20 protein-coding genes are annotated in these 20,265 nt (G+C 35.9%); 15 read left to right on the top strand and 5 right to left on the bottom strand.

The features are described 5' to 3' along the window. The 4 genes from H602_RS0111750 to H602_RS0111735 form a co-directional block, all read right to left on the bottom strand. Positions 1-1,101 carry a peptidylprolyl isomerase gene (locus H602_RS0111750; RefSeq protein WP_026978173.1) on the bottom strand — a complete coding sequence of 367 codons (1,101 nt, stop codon included), beginning with the start codon at positions 1,099-1,101 and terminating at the stop codon, positions 1-3. 11 nt (positions 1,102-1,112) lie between these two features. Beyond that, positions 1,113-1,745 carry a gliding motility-associated peptidyl-prolyl isomerase GldI gene (gldI, locus tag H602_RS0111745; protein WP_026978172.1) on the bottom strand — a complete coding sequence of 211 codons (633 nt, stop codon included), beginning with the start codon at positions 1,743-1,745 and terminating at the stop codon, positions 1,113-1,115. Between the two features lie 5 nt (positions 1,746-1,750). After that, positions 1,751-2,758, bottom strand: coding sequence for a DHH family phosphoesterase (locus H602_RS0111740; protein ID WP_026978171.1), 1,008 nt, complete (start codon positions 2,756-2,758; stop codon positions 1,751-1,753). A 69-nt stretch (positions 2,759-2,827) separates the two neighbouring features. After that, complete coding sequence (locus tag H602_RS0111735; protein WP_026978170.1) at positions 2,828-4,078, bottom strand: chloride channel protein; 1,251 nt, start codon at positions 4,076-4,078, stop codon at positions 2,828-2,830. Between the two features lie 268 nt (positions 4,079-4,346). On the opposite strand from H602_RS0111735, the gene H602_RS0111730 reads away from it, so the two are divergent. The 10 genes from H602_RS0111730 to priA all read left to right on the top strand — a co-directional run bounded on the left by H602_RS0111730 (position 4,347) and on the right by priA (position 15,268). Next, positions 4,347-4,676, top strand: coding sequence for a hypothetical protein (locus tag H602_RS0111730; RefSeq protein ID WP_026978169.1), 330 nt, complete (start codon positions 4,347-4,349; stop codon positions 4,674-4,676). A gap of 239 nt (positions 4,677-4,915) precedes the next feature. After that, the gene (locus H602_RS0111725; protein WP_026978168.1) at positions 4,916-5,839 is read left to right on the top strand and encodes a hypothetical protein; all 924 of its coding nucleotides are present in this window, start codon (positions 4,916-4,918) and stop codon (positions 5,837-5,839) included. 5 nt (positions 5,840-5,844) lie between these two features. Beyond that, complete coding sequence (locus H602_RS0111720; RefSeq protein ID WP_026978167.1) at positions 5,845-7,827, top strand: TonB-dependent receptor plug domain-containing protein; 1,983 nt, start codon at positions 5,845-5,847, stop codon at positions 7,825-7,827. A gap of 4 nt (positions 7,828-7,831) precedes the next feature. Beyond that, entirely contained in the window at positions 7,832-8,224 is a 393-nt protein-coding gene (locus tag H602_RS18795) for a hypothetical protein (RefSeq protein WP_035759555.1), read from the top strand. 58 nt (positions 8,225-8,282) lie between these two features. Continuing rightward, on the top strand, positions 8,283-9,143 hold the full coding sequence (locus H602_RS0111710; RefSeq protein ID WP_026978166.1) for an MbnP family protein: 861 nt from the start codon (positions 8,283-8,285) through the stop codon (positions 9,141-9,143). Between the two features lie 81 nt (positions 9,144-9,224). Next, positions 9,225-10,244, top strand: coding sequence for a cytochrome-c peroxidase (locus H602_RS0111705; protein ID WP_026978165.1), 1,020 nt, complete (start codon positions 9,225-9,227; stop codon positions 10,242-10,244). Positions 10,245-10,372: 128 nt separating this feature from the next. After that, on the top strand, positions 10,373-11,230 hold the full coding sequence (gene nadC, locus H602_RS0111700) for a carboxylating nicotinate-nucleotide diphosphorylase (protein WP_026978164.1): 858 nt from the start codon (positions 10,373-10,375) through the stop codon (positions 11,228-11,230). After that, positions 11,231-12,157, top strand: a complete 927-nt coding sequence (locus H602_RS0111695; protein WP_026978163.1) for a YihY/virulence factor BrkB family protein — start codon at positions 11,231-11,233, stop codon at positions 12,155-12,157. 191 nt (positions 12,158-12,348) lie between these two features. Continuing rightward, positions 12,349-12,777 carry a DUF2147 domain-containing protein gene (locus H602_RS0111685; protein WP_026978161.1) on the top strand — a complete coding sequence of 143 codons (429 nt, stop codon included), beginning with the start codon at positions 12,349-12,351 and terminating at the stop codon, positions 12,775-12,777. Between the two features lie 37 nt (positions 12,778-12,814). Beyond that, positions 12,815-15,268: a replication restart helicase PriA gene (gene priA / locus H602_RS0111680; RefSeq protein WP_026978160.1), complete on the top strand. Its 2,454-nt coding sequence runs from the start codon at positions 12,815-12,817 to the stop codon at positions 15,266-15,268. Here the strand turns inward: priA and H602_RS0111675 are convergent. Then, positions 15,265-15,963, bottom strand: a complete 699-nt coding sequence (locus H602_RS0111675; RefSeq protein WP_026978159.1) for a LytR/AlgR family response regulator transcription factor — start codon at positions 15,961-15,963, stop codon at positions 15,265-15,267. The two genes, priA and H602_RS0111675, sit on opposite strands and share 4 nt — an antisense overlap. Positions 15,964-16,128: 165 nt before the next feature. Here H602_RS0111675 and rpsF point away from each other — a divergent pair, with 165 nt between their 5' ends. From rpsF to ligA, 5 genes are all read left to right on the top strand, one after another. Beyond that, positions 16,129-16,470 carry a 30S ribosomal protein S6 gene (gene rpsF / locus H602_RS0111670; protein WP_022828231.1) on the top strand — a complete coding sequence of 114 codons (342 nt, stop codon included), beginning with the start codon at positions 16,129-16,131 and terminating at the stop codon, positions 16,468-16,470. A 5-nt stretch (positions 16,471-16,475) separates the two neighbouring features. Continuing rightward, complete coding sequence (gene rpsR, locus H602_RS0111665) at positions 16,476-16,772, top strand: 30S ribosomal protein S18 (protein ID WP_026709514.1); 297 nt, start codon at positions 16,476-16,478, stop codon at positions 16,770-16,772. Between the two features lie 71 nt (positions 16,773-16,843). Beyond that, positions 16,844-17,284 carry a 50S ribosomal protein L9 gene (rplI, locus tag H602_RS0111660; protein WP_026978158.1) on the top strand — a complete coding sequence of 147 codons (441 nt, stop codon included), beginning with the start codon at positions 16,844-16,846 and terminating at the stop codon, positions 17,282-17,284. Positions 17,285-17,483: 199 nt separating this feature from the next. Further along, positions 17,484-17,957 carry a DUF6495 family protein gene (locus H602_RS0111655; RefSeq protein WP_026978157.1) on the top strand — a complete coding sequence of 158 codons (474 nt, stop codon included), beginning with the start codon at positions 17,484-17,486 and terminating at the stop codon, positions 17,955-17,957. A 258-nt stretch (positions 17,958-18,215) separates the two neighbouring features. After that, positions 18,216-20,213: an NAD-dependent DNA ligase LigA gene (gene ligA, locus H602_RS0111650; protein ID WP_026978156.1), complete on the top strand. Its 1,998-nt coding sequence runs from the start codon at positions 18,216-18,218 to the stop codon at positions 20,211-20,213. Positions 20,214-20,265 lie beyond the last annotated feature (52 nt).

Here is a 20,265-nt window from a genome sequence, read left to right as displayed (position 1 = left end):
TTAATTATTTGGTTTTTCTTTCAAAGTAATGTCAAAAATCAAAGGCGTATTTGGTGGGATTAATCCATTGCCAACACCTGCTTCGCCATAGGCTAAATTAGATGGTATAAATAATAATGCACGGTCGCCAAAAGACAATTGATCAATCCCTTCAATAAATCCCGGTATCATTCCGTCTTTTCGGCCAGCTTCAAATGCGATAGGTTGATAGCCACCTTGAGCGCTTCGTGTTTCATCATATTTTCCAAAATCTCTTGAAACACCTTCCATACTGCTGTCAAATAATGTTCCATTTTCAAAAAAACCAGCGTAGTCAATAAAAATTTGCGTGCCAGCTGCAGGTTTTTTACCAGCACCTTTTTCAATGATGATGTATTGCAATCCCGATTTGGTTTTAATAGCTTTTGCTTTATTGGTGGCAAAAAAGGCTACCTTTTCATCAATTACCGTCTTGTATTTATCAGTGTATTCTTTTTCAACTGCTTTCGCCTCGTTTGCACTGTTATTAAAATAGTCGGCAAAAACTTTTGCCGCGTCAAATTGCTTTGCTAATTTTCCTTTTCTAATGATCGTTACCGTAACAATACTGTCGTCTTGTACAATTTTATTCACTGTTTCCATAGAATTAAGCACTACATGACCAAACACAGTATGTTTACCGTCCAACCAAGGTGTAGGAACGTGCGTTATAAAAAACTGACTACCGTTGGTTCCAGGACCTGAATTTGCCATAGACAAAATTCCGGGTACATCGTGTTTTAAATCGGTAATTTCATCTTTGAATTTATATCCTGCATCACCAGAACCGTTTCCTAATGGATCTCCACCTTGAATCATGAATTCAGGAATTACACGGTGAAATTTTAGTCCGTCAAAAAAAGGTTTATTGCGCAAGCTTTCTTCTGCAAAAGCATTTTTTCCTTCAGCAAGCGACACGAAGTTGGCTACAGTTACCGGCGTTTTTTGAAACTCCAACTCGGCCACAATCGTTCCTTTTGAAGTTACAATTTCTGCATACAAGCCATCAGGTAATTCGGCATATTTATCTTTACAAGAAAATAATGTTGCCGTTAAAAGCATTAAAATAAGATGTTTTTTCATGTTTATAATAATTATTCTGGTTTAATTTCTTCTACTTTAGGTGCGTCTGTTTCAACGGGCGCTTTTCTCGCTGCTTTAGGTGCGGTAGTTCGTGCCACGGCTTCTGGCTTAAAATCGGTCAAACTCACCGTTACCACCAACGGTAAATTAGGTGGAATTCGCTTATCGTCTCCTCTGTATCCGTGTCCCAAATGCGAAGGAAATAGAAAACTAATTTTTTCGCCCTTGTGCATCATTTTTATTCCGTCGCGCAAGCCCATCAAGATGTTTTGTTTGTCTACAAGATAGGTTTGAGGTTGTAGTTCGACTTCAGAATAAATGACATTTCCTTTTAAATCGGCTATTTCGTAATCAAAGAAAGCTACATCGCCTCGTTTTGGACGCAACGTATCTTTACTATTTTGTATGATGTAATAATACCAATATCCCTTTGGTGTAGCGGTATATTTACGTTCCGGATGTTTCCGAATCACTGAATCAATCAACGCTTCCTCATTAGCAATCAGCTTAATGTTTCTATTTACTGATTCCTTCATGAACTTTCCCGACGTCTGCGTTAAGGGTTTTCTTGCCTGTTGTTGAGAACAACTTGCCAAAACAAGTGCACATGCTACAGGAATTAAATTGCGTATATTAAAATACATAGTGATTAATTTATAGTGGTTTTGGCGAGAATTTCTTCAAATTTAGCAACCGTATCCTTCAACGAAAGGTGCGATTTTCCGCCTGCTGCATTGATGTGTCCTCCGCCATTAAAGTGTTCGCGGGCAAATTGATTGACATCAAATGATCCTTGCGAACGAAACGATATTTTAATAATATTCTCTTCTCGGTGTTCAATAAAAATGGCTGCAAAAACAACGCCTTTGATGGATAAGCCGTAATTGACAATGCCTTCTGTGTCGCCTTTCACGTAATTATTGACATCAAGCTCTTTTTGCGAAAGCGTAATATAAGATGTTTTTTTATCCAATAAAATCTTCATGTTTTGCAAAGCTTGTCCCAATAACTGCAGTCGGCTGTAGGAACTGTCGTCAAACAAAGAATTATGAATTGCTCCATTTTCTATGCCAATATCAATTAAATCGGCTACCACGCGATGGGTTGTACTTGTAGTAGAAGGGAAGCGAAACGAACCTGAATCCGTAACAATTCCGGTATAAATGCAAGTCGCAATAGTTTTGTCAAGTAAACTTTTAGCACCTAAATCTGCAATGAAATGGAAAAGCATTTCACAAGTTGATCCGTATTTTGTATCCGAAAACATATATTTCGCATAATCATCCGGTTTTTGGTGGTGGTCAATCATAATGATTGGAGCAGTAATTTTTTTCAAAACCTGTTCCATATCGCCTGTTCTGTGAAAAGCATTAAAATCTAATGTAAAGACCAAATCTGCATCTAAAATGATTTTAGCAGTATTTTCTTTATCTTTTTCATAAATCAAAACCTTTTCAGAGGCAGGAAGCCATGCTAAAAAATCTGGAAATTCATTTGGGGTAATGACAATTGCTTCGTGGTTTTGTTTCAATAAGAAATGGTACAAACCTAAAGTTGAGCCCATTGCGTCTCCGTCTGGACTTCTGTGTGGAATAATGACCACTTTTTTTGGTGTTGAAAGCAATTTCTGGATTGCTTGAATATCTTCGTCTTTCATAGAATGCGAAAATACATTTTTTTGTTTAATCTTTTGAAGGTGTAGTGCTTAAATTGCATTTTTACTTCGTTAAAGATTCTTTAAATTGCGGTGCTGGATTAAATGATAAACCAAGTGTTTCGGACCTTTTACCACTTGCGATCTATAAATGCCCAAATATCCTGAAAAAAAGTAGGCAGTAAAACAGGCAATTCCCACGAAAATTCCGCTTTCAATTCCAAAGAGTTCCATTCCCATAATGGTACAGGCCAAAGGAGTGTGAGTGGCACCTGAAAATACAGCAACAAATCCCATTGCCGCAAGTAGTGCTATTGGCAAGGGAATAAATAGCGACAATGCACTTCCTAAAGTGGCACCAATAAAAAACAACGGCGTTACTTCGCCACCTTTAAATCCAGTTCCTAATATAAAGGTGGTTGCCAGTATTTTTAAAATGAAAACTTCACCACCTTGAATAACAGTAAAAGAGGTGACAATAGTTGGAATACCTAATCCTACATATTGATACGCACCTGAAAAATAAATAGCAGCCGCAAAAATTAGTCCGCCAAAAAAGGGGCGAAGTGGTGGATACTTTATAACCGCTTTTGCTTTTGCAGAAAAAAAGTGTGCACCCGTCGAAAATAATCGCGCGGACAAACCACTTAAGATACCCACGAGTAAAATCCATGGAAGAAGCTTTAAAGTAATTGCAGGGATTTCTGGATGTGGATAATGCGTATGTGGAATTTGAAAAATTGCCACGGTATAAAATGCGATATAAGCCGTCAGAAGGGAAGGGATGATGCTTTTCCATGATATTCGACTGAAATACAATAGCTCGATTGCAAAAACAGCTCCTGTTAAAGGCGTTCCAAAAACGGAGGCAAATCCACCACTGATTCCGATTATGAGAATGATTTTTCGCTCTTCTGTAGTTAATTGAAACACTTTGGTAAATTGATCGGCAATTGCAGTACTCATTTGCACCGCTGTTCCTTCTCGACCAGCAGAGCCTCCAAAAAAGTGGGTCAGAATAGTTCCAATGTAAACCAGTGGTGCCATTTTAAGCGGGATGGCATTTTGTGGGTGCTCGTATTCTTCTAAAATTAAGTTGTTGCCTTTGACCGCTTCTTTTCCGTAATAATAATAAAGTAGACCAATCAACAATCCGCCAATTGGAAGTAGAAAAATAAGCCACAGATTACTGTCCCTAAAGTTAGTTGCCCAATTTAAAGTATATAAAAATAAAGCAGAACTTGCTCCAGCAAGGATTCCAACGATCGTGCAGATGATAAGCCACTTTGCGATGTACGGGAAATTAGGAGTTGAAAATTTCAAATGCTTTTGATTTTATCGAAGTTTTTATAGTGATTACGACCTTTAACGGGATTAAAATGCGCAAATCTTGTTCACAAAAGTACAAAATTGTCAACGATGCCGCTCACTTTTGTAAATGATGCAGTAAATTTAATGGTAGAGCAGCAAATTGAAGTGTTAAATAATGAAATAAATGATTTATGTCATATAAAGTACTGCTTCTATGATGTATTTTTGTACCCACAAAGTTAGTATATTGAAACCTTTCATATTCATATTTGCATTATTTATGCTTTTAAAACCTGCGGTTCCCTTTTTGGAATACGCCGTATTGTATGATTATATTAAAACGGAACTTTGTGTTAATGTGGACAAACCGGAACTTAAATGTAACGGGAAATGCCACCTCAAAAAAGAATTATCCCAAGCATCGGATACCGAAAATAAAACCCAAAAAAATAGTGCTTCGTCCATGGAATATCAAGTGCTGTACTTTCAAGATTTTGGTACAGAACCGATTTTCGTTACAATTAAGCAATCTGTAAAAGTTTTATTTTCTTACAATAAAACGTATGTCTTTCGTTTTATGAACGCTATTTTCCACCCACCACTAATTTAGATTTAATAGTAACTTTTACATGTTTGATTTGCGCATTTAGCCTTTTGGTTATAATCGCAAGCTCAATCAGTGTTGTCATAACACCAATCGTGTTTACGGTTTCTATCTCTAAAGTGCTGTACAATAATTTCATTTTTCACAATGAAATACGCCTGCTTCTGACTTGCATTTGCCAAAGTCTTTAGGTAACATGTACGCAAAATTCTCAATTGCCTTTTTTCAATAAAAATTCATTTATAATGAAGAAATTACATTTGCTTGTAGTTGCAATTCTCTTTGTGACTATTTCATGCACCCTTGACAAAACAGATTATCAATCTGAAATTGATACTATAGTCGAAGAATTTTTTGAATTTGAAGAAGTCGTTTCTTTCAATGAATCGGGTTATAAAATTAGCGTAGAAGCGTTAAACGGCACTTTCTATAAAGGTTATAATGATATTCGTGTAAAAATAACTGACATTGAAAATGGTACAACTGTTCCTGCATCCGAAGTTACATTTTTACCGGTCATGACGGACGGTTTAGGGAAAACAAGTTCAGGTCCGCATTTGTATGATTTAATATACAACAGTACGGAAAATTACTACACCGGTTATGCTGTATTCACCGAAGAAAGCACTATATCAGATAACTGGGTATTGTATCTCTCTTTCACTGTTAACAACCAAAAGTTTTCTGTTGCCAAAGATATTCTGATCAACGAGCAACTCAATAAAAACTTGAACATGACGGCTTTTACAGGAAATGACGGCCAAGAGTATCTAATTGCTTTAATTGCGCCACAAAAACCAAAGATTGCAGAGAATGATTTAGTTGCTGGAATATTTAAGTACGTTGTGCCAACAACTGAGCCGGGTAATTTTCCAGACCCATCGCAGTTTACCTATATAAAAGTTCAAAATTACACCTTGCTTTTAGATCCAAGAATGCCTGAACCTTCAATGGGAAATCATTCTTCGCCTAATAATCAAGATTTAACGCAACAAAGTGATGGTTTGTATTATGGCGTCGTCCGTTACACGATGACGGGAAACTGGACGCTGAATTTTATTTTAAAAAGTCAAAGTGGACAGACCGTTAAAGGAACACCCGTTTCCACCGAATTTACACCCGGAATAGAAGGAGCAAAAAGTGACTTGTTTATCAATATATTATTTTAATACTGATGAGGAGTCTAACAATCATAGTTCTTTTTTGTAGTCTATTTGCAAATGCACAAACGCCATCATCAGAGAAAGATAGTACACGGGTTTTAGAAGCAGTAACAATCAAAGCAGCGACCAAAAGTAAAATCCAAACCGACATGAAAATGGCAGTTTCTGTGGATGAATTTTTGGCTTCATCTGCTAGTATTAGTTTTATCAAAAAAGGTGCGTATGCTTGGGAACCGTTACTAAATAACATGAGTACTGAGCGTTCTACGGTAACAATTGATGGGATGCACGTTTTTGGCGCTTGTACCGATAAAATGGACCCAATCACATCCTACGTAGAAAGTAACAATCTTTCGACTATTGAAATAAAATCGGGACAAGAAGGAAGTTTGCATGGAGCAACCGTTGCAGGAAGTATCGATTTACAGAGAAAAAGCACGCCTTTTGGTTTGTCAAAATCGTGGAATGGAGTGTACCAAACAGGATTTGAATTCAATAATAAACAGTTTTTTAATTTAGGAAATGTATCTTATTCGAGCGAAAAATTTGTTGCGGATGCAAGTATTTCGTACCGTCGTGCAGAAAATTACAGTGATGGGAACGATGATGATGTGAATCATTCTCAGTTTAAAAAGTTCAACACATCGTTGGGTCTGGCGTATAAAACAAGCGATTTGTCATCACTAAGAGTGGAAGCAATTTTTGATCAAGCGCGCGATGTAGGTTATCCTGCGTTGCCAATGGATTTGTGGTTGTCGCGTGCGTTAATCACGTCAGTTTCTTATAAACAATTGTTTGAAAAAGGATTGGTGCGTGTTTGGGATACAAAATTATATTTCAATGCTATTGAACATTACATGGACGACACTACACGTCCCGAAAATTTAGTACACATGGACATGCCAGGATGGAGTAATACGTATGGATTTCTTTCTAAAATAAATGTAAAAAAAGAGCGTTTTTCTTCCGACATTCAGTTGAATGCATATTCAAACCTTTCAACTGCAGAAATGCGAATGTATCCACAAGACAGAGGTCAAAGAACCATGTTTGCCTACAGTTGGCCTTCGGTTACTACTACTTTCGCCGGATTATCAATGAACAATTCCTGGGATATTTCGGAGCGAAGTGCACTGAATTTTGGTGGTTCTTTGGGTGTCAATTATAATTATTCAAAATACGTAGAATTCAACTGGATTTTCCATCCGGGAGCACCCCAAGAAAAAACGCGATTTTTACCGAGTGTGCATTCTAGCTATGTATTGAACTTTGACAAATTTAATTTTACTCTAGGAACGGGTTACGGCCACAGAGCGCCATCCGTTTCGGAGGGGTACGGGTATTATATTTACAACAGTTTTGACAGATATGATTACATTGGAAATCCAAATTTGAAAAATGAAATATCGTATGAAGTCAATGCCAGTGCGGGATATTCAATTAAGAAAGGAAGTATTCAGGCCAATGTAAATTATTTTCATATAGAAAATTACATCATCGGTCGAATCTTAAATTTGGGAAGTCCGATGAACTATCAATCGGTGGGTGTAAAGGGATATACGTCGCTAGATTTTGCAACATTATTTAATTTTTCATTGAATGCCAACTATGCGATTTTAGAAAAATTGCACTGGAAAGGTGTGTTAACGTATGCCAGAGGACAAGACAATGAAGCAAAAAACTTGCCTTTTATCCGTCCGTTGAGTTACCAAACTTCATTGCATTATGGACATCAGCGTTTTAATTTTCAAACTTCAATTAATGGCGATTTGGAACAAATAAATTACAGTCCAGAGTACGGCGAAGATCAAACACCTTCGTATACTATTTGGAATTTTTCTGCTGATTACTCCTTTTTTATCAAGAATAATAAAACCACGATTCAAGTTGGAGCTGAAAATATCTTAAATGAATTTTACAGTACCTATGCCGATTGGGGAAACATTCCGCGTATGGGGCGAAATATTTTTACGTCTTTAAAAATTAATTTCTAAAGCAATGCTAAAGGGTCTAAGTTTAATGCTGGCTTTCACATTTCTACTCTTGACATCATATCAAGCGGTGGTAATTATGCATTTTAAACTCAATCAAATTGCAATTGAAAAAGAATTTTGTGTAAACATCGACAAACCCGAATTGCAATGTAAAGGTAAGTGCTACTTACAAGAAAAATTGAAAAAATCGGAAAGTAGTGATTCTGAACAAACGGTACATTATAAAAATTTTGAACTGGCATTAACCGTGCCAACAGAACTAATTTTTGAGAGTTCAGCTTCATTTCAACTGAAAGAACAATTGCTATATAGGAGACGCTTAAAGCTTAATCCTGACGTTGAGATTTTCCATCCGCCACCTAATATCATTTGCATGCAATGGGTTAGATTTTCATAATTACAAATAATAAAAACACAATTTCATAAAAAACACAATTTCATAAAAAACACAAATAATGAAAAATTTAAAAAAATATCTTTTATTGACAACAGTTTTAATAGCATTTACATCTTGTAGTACGGATGACAATAGTCCGGTGGCAAACGATGTAAACCTAGTTTTTGAAAATACTTTTGGAAGTACACCGATCGTTCTTGGCGGCGAAACTTCTGCTACAGCAACAACAACTACTTCTAGTGCGGGACAAATTCATCATTTTTCGGAACTGAAATACGTAATCAGCAATATTCGTCTGGTAAAAGGCGATGGTACTGAAGTTTTATATCACATCAATGATTTGGACAGAGGAGCTACGGTAATCGATCAATCTAAAGTTTCAAGCTTAAATTATGTAATGAGCACTATTCCAGCTGGCGAATACACACAAATTAAATTTGGTTTAGGAATTAAACAAGAACTAAATACTTTAGATCAATTTAGGTTTCCTGATTTTTATGCAGCAGCAGGTGCAAATGATACACAAATGATGTGGGAATGGGGAACAGGATATCGTTTTACAAAGATAGAAGGCTTTTATGGAGCTGATAATAATGTATTGTCAATCCACTCAGGAAGTACGGTAGAAGGAGAAGAAGGAGTGGAATCGAGCTATACACAAGGAGTGGATGCTTACAGAGAAATTGTTTTAGACCTTTCGACAAGTGCAATAGTTGGTGGGAAATCTCCAAAAATAACTATTAAAGCAGATTTTAATATGCTTTTGAGCGGTCAATCCAATACTATTGAATTGGGAAGTGGTAATGCGGTTCCTAGTGTTCACACGGCTGTGAATATGGTTAAATTTGTAGATAACATTGGTGGAAACGGAACTACAGATCAAAAAGGGATGTTTTCTATCACTTCTGTAACAAACTAATACATAATTAGAAAGCCGTTTGTCAGTGAAATTTCAAACGGCTTCTTATCCATTTCTGAATCTATTTTTAATGTATTTATGATGAAAAAGTCATTTGGGTTTCTGTTTATAGTATTGATTTTAGCATCTTGCAGTAGTGAGGATTACGAGTCTATTTCATATGATAATCCAGATCTGGTCTTGGATATTCCGATCGATTTTCCGGCGTTGAATAATGCAGTGCACTCCAACAGACCTACAAAATATGGAGTGGAACTAGGCGACAGATTATTTCATGAAAAAAAATTCAGTACGAATAATACTATTTCATGTGCAACGTGTCATGCTCAGGAAAATGCTTTTGCAGATAATAACAGTCAAGCAATAGGAATTGAAGGAAGAATTGGACTTAGAAACGTGCCGCCCATTCAGAACTTAGCCTTCATGAAATTTTACAATTGGGACGGAAGTAAATTGCAACTTGAAAGTCAAACGATTGTACCGATAATCACACACGAGGAAATGGATTCGTCCATTTTAGAAGTCATAGAGAAATTGCAGGGCGATGCGGTATACAAAGATTTATTTCAAAAAGCTTTTGGCGATTCAGAAATTACACCTGATCGCATTTACAAAAGTATCGCACAATATGAATACACATTAATTTCGGCCAACAGTAAATACGACCGTGTGAAAAAACAACAAGGCGAGACCTTTACCGCAATTGAAAGTCAAGGCTATCAGGTTTTTCAACAAAAATGTGCCAGTTGCCACAGTACACCACTTTTTACCGACCAAAGTTTTAGAAATATTGGTTTTCCATTAAACCCAGATTCCAATGAAGCAGGCCGTGCACGAGTAACAGGAGTTTCATCAGATTATATGCGTTTTCGTGTTCCGTCGTTGCGAAATGTGGCAGAAACTGCGCCATACGGAAGTTTTGGACAGTTTGCTACCTTAGATGCGGTGTTGGATTATATGTCTGACAGCGTTTTGGATGCACCAAATTTAGATCCGATATTTAAAGAAAACGGCAATAAAATAAACCTTACAGCTGAAGAAAAGTTCCAACTCATTGCTTTCATGAAAACATTGAGTGACGATCAGTTTTTAGGAAGATAAACGGTGTAGGAAAATAAATTTAAAAAGCTTCGGATAAATAATTCGAAGCTTTTTTTAGTTTACATAACTTTGTAAATCGTGTTTTAGTTCCTGCGATTTTTGTATTTTAGCCTATCAAATTAGAACCTATGATTTCAGATATTCAATTTCAAGAAGAGTTAAACCTAATTATCGCAAACGCAATTCGTGAAGACGTCGGGCCAGGCGATTACAGTTCACTGGCTTGTATTCCAGAAACGGCGACGGGAAAAGCAAAGTTGCTAGTCAAAGAAGACGGAATTATTGCTGGAGTAGAATTTGCTAAAATGATATTTAATTATGTGGATCCAGCAATGCAAGTGGAGACTTTTATTGAAGACGGAACACCTGTAAAATATGGCGACATTGTTTTTCACGTCCAAGGAAGCTCGCAATCTATTTTAAAAGCCGAGCGTTTGGTGCTCAATTCCATGCAAAGAATGAGTGCTATTGCTACAAAAACCAACCAATACGTTCAATTATTAAAAGGTACAAACACAAATGTTCTTGACACGCGTAAAACTACGCCAGGATTTCGTGCTCCAGAAAAGTGGGCCGTTAAAATTGGCGGAGGTGTAAACCACCGTTTCGCATTGTATGACATGGTAATGCTTAAGGATAATCACAATGACTTTGCTGGTGGAATAACAAAGGCAATCTCTAAAACAAAATCATATTTAAAGGAAAACAACCTCGATTTAAAAATTATAGTCGAAGCCAGAAACCTCGATGAAATCCGTGAAATTTTGGAATCAGAAGGAATACACCGAATTTTAATTGATAATTTTAATTTTGAAGATACCAAAACGGCTGTTGCTTTAATTGGCAACCAATGTCAAACAGAATCGTCGGGAAACATCAATGAGAAAACCATCCGAGAATATGCCAATTGTGGTGTAGATTACATATCTTCTGGCGCGTTGACACATTCGGTTTACAACATGGATCTGAGTTTAAAAGCACTGTAAATGTCAGCTGAAATTGAGCAGAAAATAGAGAAAATTCCAGTAGTTCGGAATATAATGCACGGCGCCAAGAGGGTAAAATTACCTTTCCTTGAAGGCTTGTCACTCTATGATTTACTTGAAATTTATATCATCGGAATCGTAGAAGGAGCCATAACCTATCGGGCTGGAGCAGTAGCTTTTAGCTTTTTTATGGCGCTTTTTCCATTCGCACTTTTCATTTTAAATCTCATCCCTTACATTCCAATTGACGGCTTTCAGCAGGATTTTTTAAAATTTTTAGAGGACAGCGTACCGCCCAATACCTATGAGGCAATTGCTTCTATTATCAATGATATTTTAAATAACAGTTACCAAGGATTATTGTCGTCCGGTTTCTTACTTTCCATCTTCTTAATGGCAAACGGATTAAACGCTATTCTCGGAGGTTTTGAAAGTTCGCACCATGTCATCATCAAGCGGGGTTTCCTTCGTCAATATATGGTTGCTTTGGGAATGTCGGTGGTTTTATCACTCTTATTGTTAGTAACTGTAGCAACAACCGTAATTTTTGAGGTATTCATCCAAAGCACAAAATTAGATAACGTTTTTAGCGACAGCATCCACATTATCGAGTTAAGTCGCTACGGATTTTTAATGTTAATGATCTTGATTACATCTTCTATCTTGCTTAAATTTGGAACCAAAGAATCAAAAAAAACCTCATTTATTTCCATAGGTTCCGTTTTTACTACAATTTTAATCATCTTGTCATCCTATATTTTCGGAATTTGGGTTGTTAAATTTTCGCAATACAATGAACTTTATGGTTCAATTGGTACGCTTTTAATAATGATGTTTTATATTTGGCTCAATTGCATGGTTCTTTTGCTCGGTTTTGAACTCAATACGTCCATCAGTCGACTCAAAAGACGCAATTTGTTTAGATAATAATTGTTCTTGAACTCGTTTTTCGATTTTAATTTAGGAGCTTGTCCGGCTGTTCACTCAAGTCCTCATTTAAAAAGCAATTTTTTCAAAGCCCTAAAAGGAGCTTCTACAGTCGCTCTTTTAGGTCAGAAAAAAATAAGCTTTTTAAACTCCGGGCTTTCCGTTGCCATCCGGGCTAAAAATTCAGGTATATGAAAATATTTTTTTTAACAGTACTCACCGTTATTTTTGCTGCAGTACATGCACAATCACCTTCCGTTTTAGGAAAATGGAAATCCATTGACGACCAAACAGGAAAACCACTCGGAATTGTTCAAATTTACGAGCAAGACGGAAAAATACATGGAAAAGTCATCGAAATTGTAAACCCCAAAGACCGCGATAAATTGTGTAACAACTGTTCAGGTGAGGATAAAAATCAACCTATTTTAGGACTACTCTTGATTCGCGGATTGACCAAAGACGGAAATGAATACAATGGTGGAAAAATCCTCGATCCCAAACACGGAAAATATTATAAATGCTACATCAATCTTGAAAACGAAAATAAACTCAAAGTACGCGGTTATTACGGAATTTCATTGTTTGGTAGAACCCAATACTGGCATCGCGTAGAATAATAATCCACTTCATAACCTTTCAACTGCTTTCCAAGACATGTATTTCATTGAAGTTATATTACCACTTTCATTGGCTCAAACGTTTACGTACCAAGTAAATGAAGCCGAATTTTATTTCATCAAGCCGGGATTTAGAGTAGCTGTGCCTTTTGGGAAAAGCAAAATATATACGGCGTTGGTGCTTGATGTGCATCAAAATAAACCCGAAAAGTACGACGCAAAGGAAATCCATCAAGTGCTGGACGAAACTCCAATCGTTTCGCAAACACAAATCAAACATTGGCTATGGATTGCATCGTATTATATGTGTGCCATCGGAGACGTGTATCGGTCGGCCATTCCATCCGCACTTTTGTTGGAAAGTGAAACCATTATCAGTCAGAAAAATAATGATTTTGTCTTAGAATCCTCTCTTTCCGATGACGAATTTTTAGTATATCAAGCTTTGCAACAGCAATCTTCCTTGAAAATTCAGGAAATTGTAGGTATTTTAAACAAGAAAAACGTTTTGCCCGTCATCAAGCAATTGATCGATAAAAACATTCTCATTGTTGAAGAAGAAGTCAAGGAAAGTTACAAGCCAAAGTTGCTGAAATATGTAAGATTGAATCCTATTTACAATTCAAGTGAAGGACTTAATGAACTCCTTCAAATTTTAAAGAATTCCGAAAAGCAGCGGGAAGTAGTGATGAGTTATTTTCAACTTATGGCTGCTGAGAAAAGTAAACCGGTTTCTGTCAAACAATTGATGGAGCAAAGTGGTGCTTCTGCAGCTGTCGTAAAAGCATTAGTTACAAAAGAAATTTTTGAAGAATACACGATGCAACAAGATCGTGTTTCTTTCGAAAGGAATTTCAAACGCAACGAACTTGTTTTAAGCAGTGCTCAAAATAAAGCCTTCGAAGAAATTCAAGAAAGCTTTATTTCAAAAGAAGTGACGCTACTTCATGGAGTGACTTCCAGCGGTAAAACAGAAATTTACATCAAACTGATTGAAGCATTTTTGTTAGAAGAGAAACAAGTGCTTTATTTACTGCCTGAAATTGCATTAACAACACAATTGGTTACAAGGCTGACTACACATTTTGGCAACAAAGTGGCAGTTTTCCATTCCAAATACAGTAATAATGAACGAGTAGAAGTGTGGCTGCAATCCTTGGAGAAATCCGAAAAAGCACAAATTATAATTGGAGCGCGTTCAGCTTTATTTCTTCCTTTTAATGATTTGGGATTGATCATTATTGACGAAGAACACGAACAAACATTTAAACAATCTGATCCTGCACCTAGATATCATGCCAGAGATGCTGCTATCGTTTTGGCACATTTTCATAAGGCAAAAGTTTTATTGGGTTCTGCAACACCAAGTATTGAAACCTATTACAACACTCAAAATAAAAAATACGGTTTAGTAGAACTTACCGAACGATTTTCCAAAGTGCAATTGCCAGAAGTAGCATTGGTCGACTTGAAGGATAAATATTTCCGCAAGCAAATGCAAGGTCATTTTAGCGATACTTTGGTCAATCAAATGTCGGATGCATTGGCATTGGGTGAACAAATTATTTTATTTCAAAACCGTCGCGGTTATTCTCCGATTTTGGAATGCTTAACCTGTGGTCACGTTCCTGAATGTCCACAATGCGATGTAAGTTTGACCTATCACAAGCATAAAAATCAACTGCGATGTCATTATTGTGGATATTCCATGTCAAAACCAACCAACTGTCAAGCGTGTTCCAGCGTAGAATTAACGACCAAAGGTTTTGGTACTGAACAAATCCAGCAAGAAGTTCAAGCGCTTTTTCCATCTATAAAAGTGGGACGAATGGACCAAGATACCACGCGTGGAAAATTTGGATTTGAACGCATCATCGACAGTTTTAAGAATCGAGAAGTAGATATTTTAGTCGGAACGCAAATGCTTGCTAAGGGTTTGGATTTTGACAATGTAAGTTTAGTAGGAGTTTTAAACGCAGACAACATGCTGTTTTACCCTGACTTTCGGGCTTTTGAACGCAGTTTTCAGATGCTCATGCAAGTATCCGGTAGAGCTGGACGTTCAGAAAAAAGAGGTAAAGTAATTATTCAAACTTACAATCCCAATCACAATACCATCCAACAAGTGACTCACAATGATTACTTTGGAATGTATAAGGAACAACTGTACGACCGAAAAATTTATTTTTATCCGCCGTATTATCGAGTTATAAAGATTACTTTGAAGCACCGCGATTACGATAAGCTTAAAGAAGGTTCAGCTTGGTTGTATCAAGTGATGACGCAAAATTTAAACATTCCCGTTTTAGGTCCTGAAGAACCTGGAGTTAATCGAATTCGAAATGAATATTTACGGGTCATCCTAATTAAAATTCCGCAAAAAGAAAATTTGGGATCAATTAAAGGAACTATTTCCAGAATGCTCAACAGTTTTGAATCAGTTGCCGTGTATCGCTCGATTAAAACCATAGTAAATGTCGATTTCTATTAGATTTCAGCAATTGCTTTTTGTAGTTTTTCTTTCTTAGTACGGCTTAAAGGAATGGCGGTAGTGCCAATTTCTACAAATTTACTGCTGAATGTATCAATTTTATTTAAATTCACAATGAACGATTTGTGCACACGAATAAATGTATCGTTTGGTAGTTCATTTTCAAAGGACTTCATCGTAGAAAGTACAATATGTTTACCATCATCAGTAATAACCTTTACATAATCGCCATACGCTTCTAAATATTGAATGCGCGAAGTAAACACCTTCAAATTTTTTAATTTACTTTTGATAAAAATATGGTGGTCGTCAAAAACGGGTTTTTCAGCGAGCGCCAGCTGTCTATTTGCTGCTTTTTTTACTGCAGCCTCAAAGCGAATTGCAGTTATGGGTTTTTGAAGGTAATCTGTAGCTTCATAATCAAACGCTTTTACAGCATACTCCGGCTTAGAAGTAATAAAGATAACTTGCGGCTTGGCTTCTTTTAAGGTGTCGAGGAAGTCAAACCCATTGAGAACAGGCATTTCTACGTCTAGAAAAACTAAATCAATTGAATTAGTGGAAAGAAAATTTTTAGTTTCAACACCGTTAGAAAATATCCCTGCTAATTTTAAATTGGGATAACTGGTAACCAATTTTTGTACAAGGGCTCTCTGAACAGGGCAATCGTCTACAATTATACAAGTTAATTTCATAGGAGATCTCTGATTTGGTCATTCTAAAGTACGCTTTTTTTAATGCAAAAAACAATTTGGATAAAATAAATCAGCTGATTAGCGAATAAATCAAATCTATAGTTGTAGAATTAAAATAATTAGTTACTTTTGCACCCAATTTTATAACAAATAAAATATACAATTATGAATCATTATGAGACTGTTTTCATCTTGAATCCCGTTTTATCTGACACACAGGTAAAGGAAACAGTAAGCAAATTCGAAGATTTTCTTACGAGTAGAGGAGCAGAGATGGTATCTAAAGAAGATTGGGGCCTGAAAAAAATGGCTTACGAAATTCAACACAAAAAAAGTGGTTTTTACCACTTATTGGAGTACAAAGTAGATGGAGAAATCTTGAAAGCTTTTGAAACTGAATTTAGACGTGATGAGAGAATCATGCGTTTCTTGACTGTAAGTCTTGACAAACACGCAATCTCTTGGGCGGAAAGAAGAAGAGCAAAAATTAAAGCATCTAAAGCGTAATTACTATGGCAACTTTACAACAATCAGCTTCAGGAAAAAAAGACGGAGATATCAGATATTTAACGCCTTTAAACATAGAGACTAACAAACAAAAGAAATACTGTCGTTTCAAAAAATCAGGTATTAAATATATCGATTATAAAGATGCAGATTTCTTATTGAAATTTGTAAACGAACAAGGAAAAATTCTTCCACGTCGTTTAACAGGTACTTCTTTGAAATTCCAAAGAAAAGTTTCTGTAGCAGTAAAAAGAGCACGTCACTTGGCTTTAATGCCTTACGTAGCCGATTTACTTAAATAATAATAAATAATAATTTAGAGTTGTTGTCCCGATAGCTATCGGGACTAACTTCTATAATAAAGGACAACAACATGGAACTTATATTAAAACAAGACGTTCAGAACGTAGGATTTAAAGATGATATCGTTACAGTTAAAGCTGGATACGGTCGTAACTTTTTAATTCCTCAAGGTTTTGCATCTTTAGCAACACCTTCAGCTAAAAAAGTATTAGCAGAAAACTTGCGTCAAAGAGCTCACAAAGAAGCTAAAGTAGTTGCAGACGCTAATGAAATAGCTGAAAAACTAAAAGCAGTTGAGATCAAAATTACTGCTAAAGCAGGTGGTGAAAAATTATTTGGTTCTGTAACCAATATTGACATCGCTCAGCATTTAGAAAAAGCAGGTCATTCAATTGACAGAAAATTCATCACTTCAGGTATCATCAAACGTACTGGAAAATATACAGCTACTGTAAGATTGCACCGTGATGTAATTGTTGACTTACCATTTGAAATCGTAGCAGAAAACTAATAGTTTCTGTTTTAGATATAGAAATCCCGATGAAAGTCGGGATTTTTTTATTTTGTCACAAAGGCACAAAGACACAGAGATTTTTAAGTAATATCGTTGAATTATTAAAACTTATTACTTGCAATAATCGGTGTCAATATTAAAAATATAATATAATAAACTTTGCTACTAGCGACTTCGTGGCAAAACACTTATAAATATGAAATACAGTAGACTTACAAAAGAACAATTTGATGAATTACACCAAGAATTCATCAATTTCTTAGCTTCGCAATCCATTGATAAAGCGGAATGGGATGCTATAAAACTAAATAAACCTGAAGTTGCCGAACAAGAATTAGATGTTTTTTCTGATTTGATTTGGGAAGGCGTGCTTACAAAAGCAGTTTATCTAGAACATTTTTCTAAACAACATATTTTTCTTTTTCGTGCCAATGAAGGAGATGTAAACTCAATTGTATTAAAAGCGATGGCTCCTGAAGTCGATTTTTTGACCAAAGAAGGCTTACAGTGGTTGAGCGACAACATGTTTACTGAAAATGTAGAAATGAAAATTGGTAAAAAAGTATTTGAAAAAGACAGAAATAGTTCATTGTTTGATTTAATTCAGCAAGGTTCTTTCTTGAGCGACGGCCAATTATACCAGCAAATTAATCAAATTGTCGAATCATAAAAAGATAAATTTCTTCATAATTGATGATCGTACTTTTTAGCCTTGCAAAGACGTTAAGTCGCAAAGCGTTATGTTTTACTTTACCCTTTGCGAGATAATTGTATAGATTGCTTTTATGAGGTTTAAGGATAATCAGGAATAATATTCGATAGAAATCTGCTAAAAAATTTGTTGAACTACAATATTTTTTTAGTCGTATTTGCTTTAAATTGGCTAAATTAGTGCTTTCAATTTTGCACTTATTTAGCCAATTTTTTTATGGATATTTCTCAGAAGATTCAATCGTTGCGTGACGAACTTAACTTACACAATTACAACTATTATGTGTTGGATAATGCCGTTATTTCAGATTACGACTTTGACGTAAAGTTGAAAGAATTGCAAGATTTGGAAACGAAACATCCTGAATTTTTTGACGCTTCATCGCCTACGCAAAGAGTGGGTGGCGCGATTACCAAGAATTTCAATACTGTTGTGCATCAAAATCGAATGTATTCCTTGGATAATTCGTATTCTAAAGAAGATATTTTAGATTGGGAAAATAGAATTAAAAAACTTCTTGGTGATATTCCACTTGAATATACCTGCGAATTAAAATACGATGGCGCTTCTATTTCAATCATTTATGAAAACGGACAGCTCAAACGAGCAGTAACCCGTGGAGACGGTTTTCAAGGCGATGAGGTTACCAATAATGTAAAAACCATAAAGTCGGTTCCTTTGCAATTAAAAGGTGATTATCCAGATTCTTTCGAGATTCGTGGTGAAATCGTTTTGCCTTTAGCAGGTTTTGCAAAAATGAACCAAGACTTAATCGAAATTGGAGAAACTCCTTACGCAAATCCTAGAAATACGGCTTCTGGAAGTTTGAAATTACAGGACAGTGCTGAAGTTTCGAAACGTCCCTTGGATTGTTTGCTTTATACTTTTATTGGTTCTGATGTGAAATTTGAAACGCATTTTGAAAGTTTGCAAAAGGCTAGAGATTTTGGTTTTAAAGTGCCAAATGAAGCGAAATTAGTGAATGACACACAAGGTATTTTTGATTTTATCGAATACTGGAATATCCATCGACATAATTTACCTTATGAAACAGATGGAGTTGTTATAAAAGTCAATAATTTACATTATCAAGAGGAACTAGGTTTTACCGCAAAAGCACCTCGTTGGGCTGTAGCATATAAATTCAAAGCGGAACAAGTTAGTACCATTTTAGATTCCATTTCCTATCAAGTTGGCAGAACGGGAGCGATAACTCCTGTGGCAAATTTGCAACCCGTACAATTAGCGGGAACAGTTGTAAAACGGGCTTCATTGCACAATGCCGATCAGATTGAAAAACTAGACATTCGAGTAGACGATACTGTTTTTGTTGAAAAAGGTGGCGAAATTATTCCAAAGATTATTGCTGTCGATTTTACAAAACGTTCAGTAAATTCCCAACCTACAAAATACATCACAAATTGTCCCGAATGCAATACAGAATTAGTCAGAAGTGAAGGCGAAGCGAATCATTATTGCCCAAACTTTTACGGTTGTCCGCCACAGATTATTGGTCGAATTCAGCATTTTATTTCGCGCAAAGCGATGGATATTGAAGGTTTAGGAGGGGAAACAGTTGCTTTACTTTTTGAAAATAATTTGGTGCAGAATTATGCCGATCTCTACGACTTAAAGGTAGAACAATTACTTCCATTGGAACGAATGGCTCAAAAATCAGCAGAGAATTTAGTGAATGGAGTAGAAGCTTCAAAGCAAATTCCTTTTGAGCGCGTTTTATATGCGTTGGGAATTCGATTTGTGGGCGAAACGGTTGCAAAAAAATTGGCAAAGCACTATAAAAACATTAATGCTTTAAGTCAAGCTACCTTAATGGAATTGGTTTTAGTTGATGAAATTGGAGAGAAAATTGCGCAAAGTGTTTTAGAGTTTTTTAGTAACACAGAAAACCGTTTGATTATTGAGCGGTTAAAAAATTACGGTGTTCAATTGGAAACTGTTGAAATTATCAATCCTGATGCAACGGATATTTTAGCAGGAAAGATATTTGTAGTTTCTGGGGTGTTCACTATTTTTTCGCGAGACGAATTAAAAAAGAAAATTGAAGATAACGGTGGGAAAGTAGGAAGTTCTATTTCTGCAAAAACTGATTTTGTAATTGCAGGAGATAATATGGGTCCGGCAAAATTAGAAAAAGCCACAAAATTAAATGTGGCTATAATTTCGGAAGGAGCATTTATTGAAATGTTGAAATAAAAAATTTAAACCATTAAAATATTAAGAAAATTAAGGCGAAACTTAATAGACC

Origin of the sequence: Flavobacterium tegetincola DSM 22377 (genome assembly GCF_000425485.1) — a bacterium.
GTDB lineage: Bacteria > Bacteroidota > Bacteroidia > Flavobacteriales > Flavobacteriaceae > Flavobacterium > Flavobacterium tegetincola.
This window is presented reverse-complemented; position numbering and strand designations above follow the sequence as displayed.

Excerpts from the sequence above, each read along its gene's own strand:
- H602_RS0111710 (WP_026978166.1), top strand. The coding sequence starts at position 8,283 with ATGAAAAATTTAAAAAAATATCTTTTATTGACAACAGTTTTAATAGCA.
- H602_RS0111725 (WP_026978168.1), top strand. The coding sequence starts at position 4,916 with ATGAAGAAATTACATTTGCTTGTAGTTGCAATTCTCTTTGTGACTATT.
- H602_RS0111685 (WP_026978161.1), top strand. The coding sequence starts at position 12,349 with ATGAAAATATTTTTTTTAACAGTACTCACCGTTATTTTTGCTGCAGTA.
- gldI (WP_026978172.1), bottom strand. The coding sequence starts at position 1,745 with ATGTATTTTAATATACGCAATTTAATTCCTGTAGCATGTGCACTTGTT.
- rpsF (WP_022828231.1), top strand. The coding sequence starts at position 16,129 with ATGAATCATTATGAGACTGTTTTCATCTTGAATCCCGTTTTATCTGAC.
- H602_RS0111705 (WP_026978165.1), top strand. The coding sequence starts at position 9,225 with ATGAAAAAGTCATTTGGGTTTCTGTTTATAGTATTGATTTTAGCATCT.
- ligA (WP_026978156.1), top strand. The coding sequence starts at position 18,216 with ATGGATATTTCTCAGAAGATTCAATCGTTGCGTGACGAACTTAACTTA.
- H602_RS0111750 (WP_026978173.1), bottom strand. The coding sequence starts at position 1,101 with ATGAAAAAACATCTTATTTTAATGCTTTTAACGGCAACATTATTTTCT.
- priA (WP_026978160.1), top strand. The coding sequence starts at position 12,815 with ATGTATTTCATTGAAGTTATATTACCACTTTCATTGGCTCAAACGTTT.
- rplI (WP_026978158.1), top strand. The coding sequence starts at position 16,844 with ATGGAACTTATATTAAAACAAGACGTTCAGAACGTAGGATTTAAAGAT.
- H602_RS0111655 (WP_026978157.1), top strand. The coding sequence starts at position 17,484 with ATGAAATACAGTAGACTTACAAAAGAACAATTTGATGAATTACACCAA.
- H602_RS0111730 (WP_026978169.1), top strand. The coding sequence starts at position 4,347 with ATGCTTTTAAAACCTGCGGTTCCCTTTTTGGAATACGCCGTATTGTAT.
- H602_RS0111675 (WP_026978159.1), bottom strand. The coding sequence starts at position 15,963 with ATGAAATTAACTTGTATAATTGTAGACGATTGCCCTGTTCAGAGAGCC.
- H602_RS18795 (WP_035759555.1), top strand. The coding sequence starts at position 7,832 with ATGCTAAAGGGTCTAAGTTTAATGCTGGCTTTCACATTTCTACTCTTG.
- rpsR (WP_026709514.1), top strand. The coding sequence starts at position 16,476 with ATGGCAACTTTACAACAATCAGCTTCAGGAAAAAAAGACGGAGATATC.
- H602_RS0111720 (WP_026978167.1), top strand. The coding sequence starts at position 5,845 with ATGAGGAGTCTAACAATCATAGTTCTTTTTTGTAGTCTATTTGCAAAT.
- nadC (WP_026978164.1), top strand. The coding sequence starts at position 10,373 with ATGATTTCAGATATTCAATTTCAAGAAGAGTTAAACCTAATTATCGCA.
- H602_RS0111740 (WP_026978171.1), bottom strand. The coding sequence starts at position 2,758 with ATGAAAGACGAAGATATTCAAGCAATCCAGAAATTGCTTTCAACACCA.
- H602_RS0111695 (WP_026978163.1), top strand. The coding sequence starts at position 11,231 with ATGTCAGCTGAAATTGAGCAGAAAATAGAGAAAATTCCAGTAGTTCGG.